At 68.4% G+C, this 14,165-nt stretch carries 14 protein-coding genes; 10 read left to right on the forward strand and 4 right to left on the reverse strand.

Translation table 11 applies throughout. The annotated features are described in order from the left end of the window. The first annotated feature begins 284 nt into the window (after window positions 1-284). The 5 genes from L3Q65_RS44295 (at window position 285) to L3Q65_RS44315 (ending at window position 4,922) form a co-directional block, all read left to right on the forward strand. Entirely contained in the window at window positions 285-1,097 is an 813-nt protein-coding gene (locus L3Q65_RS44295; protein WP_037811875.1) for an ABC transporter ATP-binding protein, read from the forward strand. Between the two features lie 73 nt (window positions 1,098-1,170). Beyond that, window positions 1,171-1,950 (forward strand): enoyl-CoA hydratase/isomerase family protein, encoded by a 780-nt coding sequence (locus tag L3Q65_RS44300; RefSeq protein ID WP_037811874.1) that lies wholly within the window; start codon window positions 1,171-1,173, stop codon window positions 1,948-1,950. A 20-nt stretch (window positions 1,951-1,970) separates the two neighbouring features. After that, window positions 1,971-2,927, forward strand: a complete 957-nt coding sequence (locus L3Q65_RS44305; RefSeq protein ID WP_182892590.1) for a class I SAM-dependent methyltransferase — start codon at window positions 1,971-1,973, stop codon at window positions 2,925-2,927. 1 nt (window position 2,928) lies between these two features. Further along, the gene (locus L3Q65_RS44310) at window positions 2,929-4,137 is read left to right on the forward strand and encodes a class I SAM-dependent methyltransferase (RefSeq protein WP_237598307.1); all 1,209 of its coding nucleotides are present in this window, start codon (window positions 2,929-2,931) and stop codon (window positions 4,135-4,137) included. Between the two features lie 23 nt (window positions 4,138-4,160). After that, window positions 4,161-4,922, forward strand: coding sequence for an HAD family acid phosphatase (locus L3Q65_RS44315; protein WP_237598308.1), 762 nt, complete (start codon window positions 4,161-4,163; stop codon window positions 4,920-4,922). Window positions 4,923-4,993: 71 nt separating this feature from the next. Here L3Q65_RS44315 and L3Q65_RS44320 read toward each other — a convergent pair whose 3' ends face one another. Both L3Q65_RS44320 and L3Q65_RS44325 read right to left on the reverse strand, forming a co-directional pair. Beyond that, window positions 4,994-5,974, reverse strand: coding sequence for a chitinase (locus tag L3Q65_RS44320; RefSeq protein WP_182892279.1), 981 nt, complete (start codon window positions 5,972-5,974; stop codon window positions 4,994-4,996). 119 nt (window positions 5,975-6,093) lie between these two features. Continuing rightward, on the reverse strand, window positions 6,094-6,648 hold the full coding sequence (locus L3Q65_RS44325; protein WP_237598309.1) for a dihydrofolate reductase family protein: 555 nt from the start codon (window positions 6,646-6,648) through the stop codon (window positions 6,094-6,096). A gap of 161 nt (window positions 6,649-6,809) precedes the next feature. Here L3Q65_RS44325 and L3Q65_RS44330 point away from each other — a divergent pair, with 161 nt between their 5' ends. After that, on the forward strand, window positions 6,810-7,130 hold the full coding sequence (locus L3Q65_RS44330) for an antibiotic biosynthesis monooxygenase (RefSeq protein WP_182892277.1): 321 nt from the start codon (window positions 6,810-6,812) through the stop codon (window positions 7,128-7,130). 434 nt (window positions 7,131-7,564) lie between these two features. Here L3Q65_RS44330 and L3Q65_RS44335 read toward each other — a convergent pair whose 3' ends face one another. Beyond that, on the reverse strand, window positions 7,565-9,160 hold the full coding sequence (locus L3Q65_RS44335) for a bifunctional NAD(P)/FAD-dependent oxidoreductase/class I SAM-dependent methyltransferase (protein ID WP_237598310.1): 1,596 nt from the start codon (window positions 9,158-9,160) through the stop codon (window positions 7,565-7,567). 91 nt (window positions 9,161-9,251) lie between these two features. On the opposite strand from L3Q65_RS44335, the gene L3Q65_RS44340 reads away from it, so the two are divergent. The 3 genes from L3Q65_RS44340 to L3Q65_RS44350 are packed head-to-tail and all read left to right on the forward strand — an operon-like array spanning window position 9,252 to window position 10,707. Then, entirely contained in the window at window positions 9,252-9,842 is a 591-nt protein-coding gene (locus L3Q65_RS44340; RefSeq protein WP_182892275.1) for a helix-turn-helix domain-containing protein, read from the forward strand. A gap of 30 nt (window positions 9,843-9,872) precedes the next feature. Then, a complete protein-coding gene (locus L3Q65_RS44345) occupies window positions 9,873-10,220 on the forward strand; it encodes a helix-turn-helix transcriptional regulator (RefSeq protein WP_182892274.1) in 348 nt (115 codons plus the stop codon). After that, window positions 10,213-10,707 (forward strand): SRPBCC family protein, encoded by a 495-nt coding sequence (locus L3Q65_RS44350; RefSeq protein ID WP_182892273.1) that lies wholly within the window; start codon window positions 10,213-10,215, stop codon window positions 10,705-10,707. Before L3Q65_RS44345 ends, L3Q65_RS44350 begins: the two co-directional genes overlap by 8 nt. A gap of 419 nt (window positions 10,708-11,126) precedes the next feature. Here L3Q65_RS44350 and mptB read toward each other — a convergent pair whose 3' ends face one another. Beyond that, the gene (gene mptB / locus L3Q65_RS44355) at window positions 11,127-12,947 is read right to left on the reverse strand and encodes a polyprenol phosphomannose-dependent alpha 1,6 mannosyltransferase MptB (protein ID WP_237598311.1); all 1,821 of its coding nucleotides are present in this window, start codon (window positions 12,945-12,947) and stop codon (window positions 11,127-11,129) included. A gap of 524 nt (window positions 12,948-13,471) precedes the next feature. Here mptB and L3Q65_RS44360 point away from each other — a divergent pair. Beyond that, a complete protein-coding gene (locus L3Q65_RS44360) occupies window positions 13,472-14,131 on the forward strand; it encodes a response regulator transcription factor (RefSeq protein ID WP_182892271.1) in 660 nt (219 codons plus the stop codon). Window positions 14,132-14,165 lie beyond the last annotated feature (34 nt).

The following is a 14,165-nucleotide window of genomic DNA, read 5'->3' on the forward strand; positions in this document are numbered from 1 at the left end:
CGAGGATCAGCGTGCGTGCCGCGCCCGGCTACATCCGCTGGAAGCGACCAGGAGCAGGTCGATCGCGCGACGGCGCCACAACACGGGGCGCGCGGACCTGGACATGCCGTGGATGCTGCCACAGCGCCGCGAGCACGGCCGCTCGTCCCAGCGGCTGGACACCCGGCACGCATCCGGGCCTCGTGAGTGTTTGTGCCGGTTCCAACCGGCACAAACACTCACGAGCGAGTTGCTAGCCCCGGGCGGGTGCGCGCCCGTGCCCGGGCGACCGCCACAATGGGCTCGTGAGCGAGCCGATCCTGCCCAGCGATCCTGACGACCTCGTCGTGCGGATGTCCGGTGTCGGCGTCCGCCGTACCGGAAACGACCTCCTCGCGGCCCTCGACTGGGCGGTCGAGCTGGACGAGCGATGGGTGGTGCTCGGGCCGAACGGGGCCGGCAAGACCACCCTGCTGCGCCTGGCCGCCGCCGAACTGCACCCCACCTCCGGCACCGTCGACCTGCTCGGCGACCGCATCGGCAAGGTGAACATCTTCGACCTGCGCCCGCGCATCGGATTCACCTCCGCCGCGATCGCCCAGCGCGTGCCCGGCGACGAGCTCGTCGGCGACGTGGTGGTCAGCGCCGGGTACGCGGTGATGGGCCGCTGGCGCGAGCAGTACGACCGGATGGATCTCGACCGGGCGACCGAACTGCTCGGCACGCTCGGCATCGCGCACCTGGCCGAGCGCACCTTCGGCACGCTCAGCGAGGGCGAGCGCAAGCGCGTGCTGATCGCCCGCTCGCTGATGACCGACCCGGAGCTGCTGCTGCTCGACGAGCCCGCCGCGGGACTCGACCTCGGCGGCCGCGAGGACCTCGTGGCCCGGCTGTCGGTGCTCGCGATGGACCCGGACGCGCCGGCGATGGTGCTGGTCACCCACCACGTCGAGGAGATCCCGCCCGGGTTCACCCACGCGCTGCTGCTGCGCGAGGGCCGCGCGGTGGTGTCCGGGCTGGTGGACGACGTGATCACCAGCGAGAACCTGTCCAAGACGTTCGACCAGGACCTGGTGCTGCAGCGTTCGGGCGAGCGGTTCTTCGCCCGCCGCAGGTAGGTCGGCTAGGTTGGCCTTACCGGCCGGTAGCCTGCTGGCGCTGCGTCAACGCCGTTAACGAGGAGGAGTTCGCGTGGGAGAGTTCGTAACCCTGGAGGTCGAGGGCGGGGTCGGCACGATCCGGCTGGACCGGCCGCCGGTCAACGCGCTGAACAACCAGGTGCAGGCCGAGCTCGCCGAGGCCGCGCGCGAGGCGTCCGACCGCGACGACGTGCGCGCGGTGATCCTCTACGGCGGCGAGAAGACCTTCGCCGGCGGCGCGGACATCAAGGAGATGGCCTCCCGCACCTACCCGGAGATCGCGAAGTTCGGCGCCGAGCTGACCGCGTCGCTCGCCCGGGTCGCGAACATCCCGAAGCCGGTCGTCTGCGCGATCACCGGCTACGCCCTCGGCGGCGGCCTCGAACTGGCGCTGACCGCGGACTGGCGGATCGCCGGCGACAACGTCAAGGTCGGCCAGCCGGAGATCCAGCTCGGCATCATCCCCGGCGCGGGCGGCACGCAGCGGCTGACCCGGCTGATCGGCCCGAGCAAGGCCAAGGACCTGATCTTCACCGGCCGGTTCGTCAAGGCCGAGGAGGCGCTGAAGCTCGGCATCGTCGACGAGGTCGTCGCCCCGGACGACGTGTACGCGGCCGCGCACAAGTGGGCGTCGCAGTTCGCGAACGGCCCGGCGGTGGCGCTGCGCGCGGCCAAGACGGCGATCGACTCCGGCCTCGACGTCGACCTGGCCACCGGCCTGAAGATCGAAACGCAGCTGTTCACCGCGCTGTGGGCGACTGAGGACCAGCGCAACGGCATGCAGTCGTTCATCGACAACGGCCCCGGCAAAGCCAGTTTCGAGGGGAAGTGACTTCCGTGTCCGACTCAGGAGTGTCCGACCCGGCGCCGAACCCGCACGCGACCGAAGACGAGGTCAAGGCGGCCTACGCCGACCCGAAGCTCGCGAACGTCCTCTACCACGACTGGGAAGCCGGGACGTACGACGAGAAGTGGTCCATTTCCTACGACGAGCGCTGCATCTCCTACGCCACTGACGTGTTCAACGCGGTGGCCGGCGACGACGGCCAGCCTTACCAGCACGCGATGGAACTGGGCAGCGGCACCGGTTTCTTCCTGCTGAACCTGATGCAGGGCGGCGTCGCGAAGAAGGGTTCGGTCACCGACCTGTCGCCGGGCATGGTGCAGGTCGCGCTGCGCAACGCCGAGGGCCTCGGTCTCGACGTCGACGGCCGGGTCGCCGACGCGGAGCGGATCCCCTACGACGACAACACGTTCGACCTCGTGGTCGGGCACGCGGTGCTGCACCACATCCCGGACGTGCGCCAGGCGTTCGGCGAGGTGCTGCGCGTGCTCAAGCCGGGCGGGCGGTTCGTGTTCGCGGGCGAGCCGACGAAGATCGGCGACCGCTACGCGCGCAGGCTCGGCCAGCTCACCTGGTACCTCACCACGAACATCACCAAGCTGCCCGCGCTGAGCGGCTGGCGGCGTCCGCAGTCCGAATTGGACGAGTCCTCGCGCGCGGCGGCGCTGGAGGCGGTGGTCGATATCCACACCTTCGACCCGTCGGAGCTGGAAGCGATGGCGCGCGGCGCCGGTGCCCAGGACGTCCGCGCGGTCACCGAGGAGTTCTCCGCGGCGCTGGCCGGATGGCCGATCCGCACCTTCGAGGCCGCGGTGCCGCAGGAGAAGCTCACCGTGCGCTGGCGGCTGTTCGCCTACCACCTGTGGCTGCGGCTGTCCGCTTTGGACAAGAAGCTGCTTTCGAAGGTGCTGCCGCGCGAGCTGTTCTACAACGTGATGATCACCGGGACCAAGCGGCCGTCCTGAATTGCCCTACAGTTTCACGCTCGACGACGTCGCCTTCCTGCGCTCCGCCGCGGGACGGGCGGCGCTCGCCGAGTGCTCCGCTTTGGACGGATCGCGGATCGCGGACGTCACGGCAGCTCGTCGCGTAGCCGGAGAACACGCTTCCCCGGTGCTGGAAACCGTTGCGCTGCGGCGTAAATCGGTTCTGAAGCTGACTTCGTCCGGCGAGTGGCTCTTCACCGGCGACGCCTTGCAACAGGCGAGCGCTACGCCGGTGGCACGGCATCGGGCTTCGCGACTGGCTGGTCACGCCGTGCACGACGTTACCTGCTCAGTCGGCGCGGACCTGATTGAACTGTCCCGGGTCGCTTCAGCCGCGATCGGGTCCGATGTGGATCCGGTGCGGCTGGAAATGGCGCAGCACAACGCTTCCGTCGCCGGAGTCTCGCCGCTCATCGCCCGCTCCGACGCCTTGCGCCCGGTTTCCCGCGACACCGCGGTAGTCGCCGATCCTGCTCGCCGCGACTCCGCTGGCCGCCGGGTGTGGCGTCCGGCCGACTTCCTGCCGCCGCTCGACGAACTCGTGGCCGCCTATCCCGGCCGGATCCTGTCGGTGAAATGCGCGCCCGGTATGGATTTCTCCATCGCCCCGTGGGCGGACGAGGTCGAACTCGTGTCGCTCGACGGCCAAGTCCGCGAAGCCTGCCTGTGGCGAGGGCTCTCGTCCGGTGTTGCCCGCCGAGCGACAGTGTTGCGTTCGGACGGTTCACAGTGGACTCTCACCGACGCGGAGCCAGACGACCTTCCCGTGCAAGCAGCGGGGGAGTGGCTGGTCGACCCGGACGGCGCGGTCGTGCGCGCTGGACTCGTGCGCCATTACGCAGCTCGGCACGGCTTGTGGCAGCTGGACGAACGCATCGCCTACCTCACCGGTGACACGCCACCGCCCGGCGTGCGGGCCTTCCGGGTGCTGGAACAATTGCCGTATCGGGAAAAGACGCTCGGGCAGGCGTTGAAGAAGCTCGACGTCGGGCGGCTGGAAATCCTCGTCCGCGGCCTCGACGTGGACCCGGACGCTTTGCGTCGCAAGCTGAAACCGCGCGGCAGCGAAGAGTCCACTGTGGTGCTGACGCGGATCGGCCGGTCGCCGGTGGCGTTCGTGTGCCGGGCCGAACGCATCCCAACGGAGGGTTTTCAAGCCGAGGGACGCGGCGTAAGTTCTGCGGGTTGACGAATCATCACTGGAGGGTCGCTGTGTCTCGTTTTCCCGCTCTCGTCAAATTGGCCGCCGCCGCGGCCGTCGGCGCCACCGTCGCAGGCGGCGCGACCGCACTCGCCGGTTCGGACGCCGTCACCGCCGCGCACGGCCGCGAACCGGCCAACATCGGCCAGGTGAAGAACGACGTCAAGGCGTACTACGGCGACTGGCTCGACGCGTCCGGCAAGCACCACTACTCCGAGAGCAGCCGGTTCGTCACCGACACCAAGCGCGTGCTCGCCGACGCGAAGCGGTACCTGCAGCAGAAGCTGGGGAAGGTGAAGAACCCGGCGATCGTGCTCGACGTGGACGACACGTCCGAGATCACCTATGGCTGGGAAGCCGACAACGACTTCGGCTTCGACCCGGCGAAGCAGCAGAAAGCCATCGACGACGGCACCTTCGAGGCCAACAAACCGGTGCTGGAGCTGACGAAGTGGGCCGCCGAACGAGGCGTGCAGATCTACTTCCTGACCGGCCGCAACGACAAACAGGGCCCGCAGTCGCTCAAGAACCTCGCCAACGAGGGCTACCCGACCCCGGCCGGTGCGTACTTCAAGCCGAAGACCACCCCGCCGGACTACCTGCCGTGCGGCCTGAACTGCAACACCGTGCAATACAAGTCGGGCACCCGCGCGCACATCCAGTCGACCGGCGCGCACATCGTGCTCAACCTGGGCGACCAGTTCAGCGACCTCGAAGGCGGCTACGCGGATCACCCGGTGAAGCTGCCGAACCCGATGTACTACCTGCCCTGATCCCGGTTTTCGAAAGCTGTTCCGGAGTCAGCCCGGGTCCCGCGCCGGGCCCGGGCTGCTCCGTCTTTCCCTCAGCCGGAGTACCCGGCGAAGATCTTCGAGAACTCGTACGGCTGCTGCGAAATGTTGGTGCACCGGTACAGCGGTCCGCTGCACGCGTTCGCGTCTCGGCCGAGTTCCCAGAACGACAGCATTCCCATGTGGACACTTTGCGCGTAGCTCACGACCGCGCTGGCGTCCTTCTGGTAGAAGATCTCGTTCTGCGAATCGTTGGCGCCCAGCATCGGCGTGAGCCCCACCTTCTGCCAAGCGTCCGCATCGGACAGTCCGAGCGCCGATTTCAGTTGCGCCTGCGTGGATTGCGCCGCCTGGATCGCTTTGGCGCCTTGGTCGCCGGGGCCCTGGTAGTAGTCCATCGCCATGACGTTCACCAGGTCGAGATTGACGCCCGCGTCCCGGGCCGAGGTCACGACGTTCAGCCCGTCCGAGGTGAGCCCGGTCGGAAGGACCGGCAGCGTCAGGGAAATCTTGAGCCCGGGATTGTCGTCCTGCACTTTTTTCAGCGCCTGCGACCGAAGCTTGATCGACCCGGGGTCGGCGACCGCCGCGCCCTCGATGTCGATGTCGATGTACTTGAGGTCGTAGGCTTTGATCACCGCCTCGTACTCGGCGACCAGCGAATTGACGTCACCGCACGCCTGCGCGAGCTCGACGCCGGACGCGCCGCCGAAGGAGACTTTGACGTCTCCGCCTGCCGCGCGGATCTTCGCGATTTCGTCGGACTGCCAGCCTTGCCGGGGATCGTAGGCAGCGAACCAGCTGGCCTTGCACGCAGCTCCGGTGACGAAGCCGAGAGTAAAACTCTTGATGCCGCTTTGCTCGGCCATCGAAGACAACACAGGCGACGGCCACGCGCCCATGTCCACATAGGGCGCGAGCGCGATCGACGAGTCGCTCGCCGCAGCCGCGGCGCCCTGCGGCGCCGCGAGTCCGGCTACGGCCAGCAACCCGCCGAGCGCAGCCGCCAGTTTCCGGGGGGAGGGGAGACGCATAGGTGGAACCTCCACGGTGAGGACCGAGGGGCGGTAAACCCCTGTCCAAATGGTATAGACCAATAACCGCGTCGGTGCCATACGCCATTAGTAGGCCGCTTCGTCCCGCTGACCGGGATTCAGCGTCCGGAGGCGAGCCGATACCGCAGGTCGACCGCGAGCGCCGGATCCCCGTCGTGCACCCGATCCCACCGAACCGGTTTCCCGCCCGGATTGTCGAACAGCCGCACCCCGGACCCCAGCATCACCGGCATGAGATGCACCAGGAACTCGTCGAGAATCCCCAGCTCAACGCACTGCCGCGCGATGTCCTGGCTGTGCAGTTCCAGATCCTTCCCGCCGGCCGCCGCGAGCCCGGTCTCGACCGCCTCCCGGACGTCGCAGTCGAGAAACGCGACCCCGTCCTCGGCCGGCGCGTCCTCCGGATGATGGGTAAGCACGAAAACCGGCCCGCGCCACGCTCCGCCATACGGCTGCCTGGCGACCTCCCCCGGCACCCGGGCGGCTAGCGCGTCAAACCCGCGCCGCCCGCCCAGAATCGCCCCGACCCGCGCGACGGATTCCTCGTGCACCCCCGGCGTGACGCGCACGCCCGACATCCAATCCATCGCATGCCCGTCCGCGGCGACGAACCCGTCCAGCGACATCGCGACGTGCCACAACACCTTGCCCATGGGTCCTCCTCGTGTGCTTGATACGAGGTAGACCGGCGGGACGACGAAAACTCATCGGTCACCGAGGGTTGCCGGGGCGGCCGGGTCAACAGCATCCGCTCCTCGGCCGCCCGCTGCGTCGTCTGTTGACTCAAGACAAGAACCTGCCGTAAGGAAGCGTCATGACAACCATCAGCACCGACGCCGACCTCGCCACCCTGGTGAACGTCTTCACCGTCGCCCCGGAGAAGCAGCGGGCCCTAGTCGATGTCCTGACGACGGCGACGGAGGAAGTCATCCGCCACCAGCCCGGCTTCGTGTCCGCGAACATCCACGCGAGCATCGACGGCACGCGCGTGGTGAACTACGCCCAGTGGGCGAGCGCCGAGGACTTCCAGGCCATGCTCGTCGCCCCGGAATGCCGCGAACACCTGTCCGCCGCCCTGTCCTTGGCCGAGAGCGACCCGCACCTGTGCACCGTGGAATCCGTGCACCACGCCTGATTCCTCCGGTTCAGGCGACCATCGGGACGGTCACTCCGGGAGACGTCCGTCTCCGCTTCGCCGAGCATCACCGCCGCGCTGTATCTGTCCGCGCTCCGGAGCTTCCGGGGTATCGGCGGTACCCGGCCAGCGCGAGCGTCCGTCTCCTGACGAGCCCACGTCCCGGCGTCGGAGGCATACCACCCGGTCACCGTTCTGCCAGCGCGGTGAGCCGCAACGTCACCGACCGCCCGCGTGCGGCCGACCTGGACCGGCGGCGTTCTTCCCACGCGGCAACGCCGGTTCCGCGACGACCGCGGACTGCTCACGAAGACCCGCGGCCGTCGGGCGACGTCGTTCGCCCCAGGTCGACGGCGGTTGTTTCGCGCCGTTCCTCGGCAACTTGATGCGACCGACCCCGGTCTGACCGCGTTCCAGCCAGACCGGGGGAGCCGTCACCTCTTCCGAGCCACCAGCACCGTGTCCCGGACCACCATCTCCGCCCCAACCGCGGGCCTTTCGCGAACGTCCGCAGCCACCGAAGCCCATGACTGATCCAACGTCTCCGCCACTTCCTCAGCCGTGAACATCATGTCCGCCATGTGCGGCCGGCCGGCGTGGTGATCCGCGGGGTCGTGCCCCACCACCAGCAGCGTCCCGCCCGGAGCCACCGCCTCCGCGAGCCGCGCGAACGCCACCGTCCGGGCCGCCGACGGAATGTGCAGGAAATGCGACGTCACCAGGTCGAACTTCGACTCCGGCGCCCACTCGCCCACGTCCGCGGCGACCCACGTGATCCGGTCCGCCACCCCGAGTTTCGCCGCCTGCGCGCGTCCGCGTTCGATGGCCGTCGTGGAGAAGTCGACCGCCGTCACGCGCCAGCCCTGCTGCGCGAGCCACAGCGCGTCGCCGCCCTCGCCGCAGCCGGCGTCCAGCGCGTGGCCCGGTTCGAGGCCGCGAGCCTCGGTCACGAGCTGATCGTTCGGCCGCCCGCTCCACATCTCGTCCCGCGAGCGATACCGCTCCTCCCAGGAAGCCCGGTCGAACGGCGGCGGCTCCGCGTGGTGCTCGTTGGCCCGCGCGACCTCCCGCTCCATCTCGTGCGAGAACGGCCTTTCCCGCAGCCGCACAGCTTCCGCGGCTTCCTCCTCGACCAGTTCGCCGTTGATCGCCGCCCCGGCCATCAACCCCGCCGCGGCCGAAACGACGACCTGCGCCCGCATGTCCGTGACGTTCCCCGCCACCCACAAACCGGGCACGGACGTCCGCCCGGCGGTGTCCGCGGGAACCCGCGTGCCGATCACGAACCCGTTGAACTCCACCGGCTCCGGCTCGATCCCGAGCGGCGCGAGAAAGTCCGCCCGGGTCCTGGCCGGCGCCGCGACCGCCAATGCCTCGCGCGCCACGACCTCACCTGACTCGAGCCGCACCCCGGTCAGCTGGTCGCTTTCGGCCTCGACCGCCGCGACCACCCCGTCCACGATCCGGATCCCGCGAGCCAGCAGCGGAGCCTCGTCGAAATCCCTCTGCGTGTGCCGGAAAACGACCACGTCGTCGGTAAGCTGCCGCCACATCAACGCCTGGTGCACGGTCATCGGACCGGTCGAGAGCACGCCGACCGCCCGGTCGCGCACCTCCCAGCCGTGGCAGTACGGGCAATGCAGCACGTCGCGCCCCCACCGCGCCGCCAGCCCGGCGACCTCGGGAAGCTCGTCGACGAGACCGGTCGCGACCAGCACCCGCCGTGCGTGCGTGCGCCGCCCGTCGGCCAGGGAGATCTCGAACCCGTTGTCCCCCTTGGCAATCGACGTCACCGTCTGCGCGACCACCTCGCCGCTGTACCCGGCCAGTTCCGCGCGCCCGAGCGAGAGCAACTCGGCGGGCGGCGTGCTTTCGCGGCCAAGGTAGTTGTGCACGTGCCCGGCAGGCGCGTTGCGCGGTTCGCCGGAATCCACGACCAGCACCGACCGCCGCGACCGAGCGAGCGCCACCGCCCCGCTGAGCCCGGCCGCCCCGCCGCCGACCACCACCACGTCGTACTTCTCGTCCACTGCGTCCTCCTGTCGGTCCCCGTGCCACCGGACTATCCGGAGAACGCGCCGACTTGACAAAGTTCTTTGCCGAAGTGGCAAATTGACCGGCATGAGCGAAGACGACCAGGGCCTCGGCGAGGTCCTGCACGCGGTCGGCCCGAGGCTGCGCGCCCTGCGCAAACAACGCAACGCGACGCTGACCGGCCTCTCGGAAACGACCGGCATCTCGGTGAGCACCCTGTCCCGGCTCGAGGCCGGCCAGCGCAAACCGACCCTGGAACTGCTGCTCGCTCTGGCCCGCGCCTACCAGGTCCCGCTGGACGAACTGGTCGGCGCACCCCCGACCGGCGACCCGCGCCTGCACCCGAAACCATTCGTCCGGCACGGCCGCACCTACCTGCCGCTCACCCGCCGCCCAGGCGGTCTGCGCGCGTACAAGATGATCCTCCCGCCGGAGCGCTCCGCAGAACCCCCGGACCAGCGGGTCCACGAGGGGTACGAGTGGATGTACGTCCTATCCGGACAACTGCGCCTGATGCTCGGCGAACACGACGTGGTCCTCCGTCCAGGCGAGGTCGCCGAGTTCGACACCCACGTCCCGCACTGGTTCGGCAACGCGGGGGACGAGGTCTGTGAGGTCCTGGCCCTGTTCGGTCCGCAAGGAGAACGCTTCCACGTCCGCGCCCGCCCAGCCTCTTGACGCATACCCATATCGGCATATGATTGCCGCATGGCACGGGCAGCAACCACCGCGGACGTCTTCAACGCCGTCGCCGAACCACGGCGCCGGGAAATCCTGGACGTCCTCGCCGAGGGCGAACGCCCAGTGAACGACCTGGTCCGCGCGCTGGGCTTAGGCCAGCCGCAAGTGTCGAAACACCTGCGAGTCCTGCGCGAGGTAGGCGCGGTCGAGGTGCGGGACGAGGGCAGGCAACGCCTCTACCGCCTGAACGGCCGCGCCCTCAAGCCCATTCACGACTGGGTCCGCCGCTACGAACGCTCCTGGGAGGAACGGTTCGCATCGCTGGACGCCGTGCTGGAAGAAATGGACCCGACCGAGGAGGAAGCCCATGACTGACACGACGACCGGCACGGCGAAGGTGACGCTGCCCGCTGACGACCAGATCCTGATCACCCGCGACTTCGCCGCCCCGCGACAGCACGTCTACCGCGCCTGGACCACGCCCGACCTGGTGAAACGCTGGTGGGCAGGCAAACGGGGCACCGTGACGTCCGTGGACATCGATCTGCGCGTCGGTGGCCAATGGCGCTACGTGATGCTCGCGAACGGCAATTTCGAGGTCGCCTTTCACGGCGAATATCGAGAGATAGTCCCCAACGAACGCCTGGTCCATACCGAGGTCTACGAAACCCCAGGAGCCTTGGACGTCGACGCCCCCGTGGTCACCGTGACCTTCGCCGAATCGGGCGACCGCACCACCGTGACCATCCTGACCGAAACGCACACCAAGGAACTCCGCGACGCCATCCTGGAGTCCGGTATGGAGGGTGGCATGCAGGAGTCGATGGACGCGCTGGAAGAAGTCGCGGTTTCGCTGGATTGAGCTCTCTCGTAGTTGCCTCTGCGCTCTCCTCTCTGGAGCTTGGCGGTGGTCTGCCTGTGCCTGATGGGGTTTGGTCCTGTTCCGGTCGTGTCTGGCGGGGTTTGCTCGTGTTCCGGTCGTGTCTGGCGGGGTTTGGTCCTGTTCCGGTCGTGTCTGGCGGGGTTTGCTCGTGTTCCGGTCGTGCCTGGCGGGGTTTGCTCGTGTCCCGGCCGTGCCTGATGGAGTCTGCTCGTGTTCCGGCCATGCCTGATGGAGTTCGGTCGTGTTCCGGCCATGCTTGATGGGTTTTGGTCGTGCTGTGGCCGTGCTGATGGAGCGTGACCCTGTCATTCCCATGACTGGCTGCGCGTGGAGCTATTCCGATCCCCGCGGGCCCGGTGCCGCCCGGCGACCCGGGTCAGCTCGGCAGCGACGACCGCTCAGTCAGGCGTGGCTGTTCCCGTCGTGCGGGTGCGCCCGCACCCGCGCCCACACGACGGTCGTGCCACGCCCGGCTCAGCCAAGCACCCGCGTTGTTCCTCGCGGCAGCTGTACCTCTCCACTTGGGCGGATCGCGGCGCAGCAACAGCGACACAGCCGCGACTCTTGAGCGCCACGCTCAAACCGGCACGCAGTTTCGCGCGAATGGCAAGAAATCCATTGATGGGTAAGGAAGAACCTTCGAAGGTTGATGCCACCACTCTACCAGCACCAACGTCACCCAGGAGTGCGAACTTCCCGCGCATGGTCAGCACGCCCACGACGACCGACGCCACCGCCAGCACCGCGAATCCCCATGGCGGCAGCAGGCTTTTCCCGTCAGGATGAGTGCTGACCACCAGCCACGTGGACGCAGCAGCCGCAACGGCGACCCGGGAAACAGGCCACGCAGCAGCACTTCCCAGAACCAACGGCCACGTGAAATACCAGGGAAGAGCCACCGGGGCCAGCACAACGGTCACGAATAAAGCCGCAGCAGCTCCGCGCACCGCGTCCGCGCCGCCGGCTCGCGAACGCCACCACAGCCAGGCGACCACAGCCACGAGTACGACGCAGCCCGCAATCCGGCTCACCGCAACGGCTGCCGCGGGATCGCCTGTCAGAAGGCCCACGATTTTCCCGGCCGAAGTCGAGGCCGAGAGCCATGGTTCGAGCACTGAATTTCCGCTCAACGCACCTATCCACCCGAGGCTGACCCCTGCGGCGACGCTGCACAGACCCATCGTACTGACCACAATGGACACTGTGGCGACGAGCGTGAATCCATAGCCTCGAACAGAAGTCCGCCCGCCAGAGCGACGGCGGGCCCACTCCCACAAGAGAAACGGCAACGCCACTGCCGCCGGAGCCTTCACTGCTGCGGCAAGTGCTACCAAGACGAACCCCAATCCTGGTACAGTGGTGATCACCAGCGCAGCGCCCGCACTCAAGAGCCCGATCATCAGTAAATCGTTGTGCCCTCCTGAAACCACGCACAGCACCGTCAACGGGTTCGCGACTGCCATCCACAGCGCACATTCCGGCCGCGAGCCCAGTTGCCGGCACAAGATCGGCACAGCGACGCACATCAGCGCCAGACCCGCCGTCATGGCAAGGCGGGTCAGCAGCGCCCCGAGAATCACGTTGTCACCAGTCACCGAGAGGACGCTTTTCACGATCAAGATATGCAACGGACCATAGGGCGACGGAACACGAAGCCAGCCGCCCGCCGCGTTGTCGGTGATCGGTCCCGGAAAATCAGCCGCAACGCGGGTGTAGGGATCGAAGCCGGCGTGCGCCACCACGCCCTGTGCGAGATACGTGTACAGGTCCGTGCTGAACAACGGCGGCGCACCGAGCAGCGGTACGCACCACATCCAGGTGGTCCGCACGATCTTCCGCGCGTTCGCCTGGCCCGCGCGCGCGGAATGTCCTAATCGGACCCAAGCTGACACCAGGAGGAAAATGCCGAGATAGACAACAGCGGTCGCCAGCAGGCGGCCATGGCCGAAGCGCACGATGCTGAACACGGTTCCCGACAGCACGGGATCATGCCGCAACGTCGCGCCCGCGCCGAACGCGCCGAGCGAAACCAGTATCGACCCGGCGAGCCCAACGGCAGACGCTTCCCATCGGGGAAACCGGGCCGTCAAGGCGCGTTTCGTGGAGCGCGCCGAGGCGGACGCGTCTCCTCCGGCGAGCGCTGGTGCGGACCCGCGCATCCCGGCGGGCACGGTGACAGACGCGTTCGCTCCGAAAGATCTCGCGGCGAAGGCACGCATTCCCGCACGCGCTGAGGTCGGCGTGTGTCTTTCAGCGAGCTTCGGGACGGACGCGCGTTTCCCGGCGACTCGTGCGACGGGCCAGACCCGTGCGATCAGCCCGAGCCATGCGACGAATCCGGGCAGCGCAAGGGACCCAGGTCGCGCCGAGGGGCCGGACTGAGCAGCCGATGTGAGCCGTCCAGCGCGCCCGGCCACTGCGGGCGGCCTGGACGATGGACCGGACGTGGCGACCGCGACCCGGCTGACTGGCGTGATCGGCGAGGCGGATCCGCCCGGCTTGAGCAGTGCACGAGGCTGAACTCGCGCACTCGACCCGGGCCGCGCGCCGCGCTGGAACCGCGCGGCAGGCCAAATTCTCGTGACAGAGCCGCCCGCCGCAGCGAACCGTGCATGAGACGTGCGTTTCCCGGCGAAGATCATTCCGCAGGTCTAGTCAGCGGATGATCCCGGGCAGTTAAGATCGGCGTTTATCCGGTCTTTATCCGCCCGGCGTTGTACTGGCGCTCGTGAGGAGAAGCTGAATGCGAGTGCTCGTGGCCGAAGACGAGCGGATGCTGGCCGACTCCGTCACGGAAGGCTTGCGGCATCTGGGCATGGCAGTCGACGTCTGCTACGACGGTGATGCCGCGCTCGAACGCGTCGCCGTCCATCGGTATGACGTGGTGCTGCTCGACCGTGACCTGCCGCGGGTGCACGGCGACGAGATCTGCCGCAGAATCGCCGGCGACGGCGGCGAGACCCGGGTGCTGATGCTGACCGCCGCGGCGGGTATTCGCGACCGGGTCGAGGGGCTCGGTCTCGGCGCGGACGATTATCTGACGAAGCCGTTCGCGTTCGCCGAACTCGTCGCCAGGGTGCACGCGCTGGCGAGGCGGGCCCGGCCCTCGTTGCCGCCGGTGCTGCACGGTGCGGGTGTCGAGCTGGACCCGGCGAAGCGGTTCGCGTCGCGGGACGGTCGGCCATTGTCCTTGTCTCCCAAGGAGTTCGCCGTGCTGGAGGTGCTGCTGCGAGCCGAGGAGCGGGTCGTCAGCCCGGAAGAGCTGCTGGAGAAGGCATGGGACGAACACGCCGATCCGTTCACGAACACAGTGCGGATGACGGTCATGACGCTGCGGAAGAAGCTCGGCCCGCCGCCGATAGTCCACACCGTTCCCGGAGCTGGCTACCGTTTGGCTACCTGAAACGGGCCCGAGGCTCGCTCCGCGGTCGCATCGA

Source organism: Amycolatopsis sp. FU40 (genome assembly GCF_021903635.1).
Lineage (GTDB): Bacteria > Actinomycetota > Actinomycetes > Mycobacteriales > Pseudonocardiaceae > Amycolatopsis > Amycolatopsis dendrobii.

Coding starts and splice junctions, on each gene's coding strand:
- L3Q65_RS44320 (WP_182892279.1), bottom strand. CDS start 5,974: ATGCGTCTCCCCTCCCCCCGGAAACTGGCGGCTGCGCTCGGCGGGTTG.
- L3Q65_RS44325 (WP_237598309.1), bottom strand. CDS start 6,648: ATGGGCAAGGTGTTGTGGCACGTCGCGATGTCGCTGGACGGGTTCGTC.
- L3Q65_RS44330 (WP_182892277.1), top strand. CDS start 6,810: ATGACAACCATCAGCACCGACGCCGACCTCGCCACCCTGGTGAACGTC.
- L3Q65_RS44340 (WP_182892275.1), top strand. CDS start 9,252: ATGAGCGAAGACGACCAGGGCCTCGGCGAGGTCCTGCACGCGGTCGGC.
- L3Q65_RS44345 (WP_182892274.1), top strand. CDS start 9,873: ATGGCACGGGCAGCAACCACCGCGGACGTCTTCAACGCCGTCGCCGAA.
- L3Q65_RS44350 (WP_182892273.1), top strand. CDS start 10,213: ATGACTGACACGACGACCGGCACGGCGAAGGTGACGCTGCCCGCTGAC.
- mptB (WP_237598311.1), bottom strand. CDS start 12,947: ATGCGTGCCTTCGCCGCGAGATCTTTCGGAGCGAACGCGTCTGTCACC.
- L3Q65_RS44360 (WP_182892271.1), top strand. CDS start 13,472: ATGCGAGTGCTCGTGGCCGAAGACGAGCGGATGCTGGCCGACTCCGTC.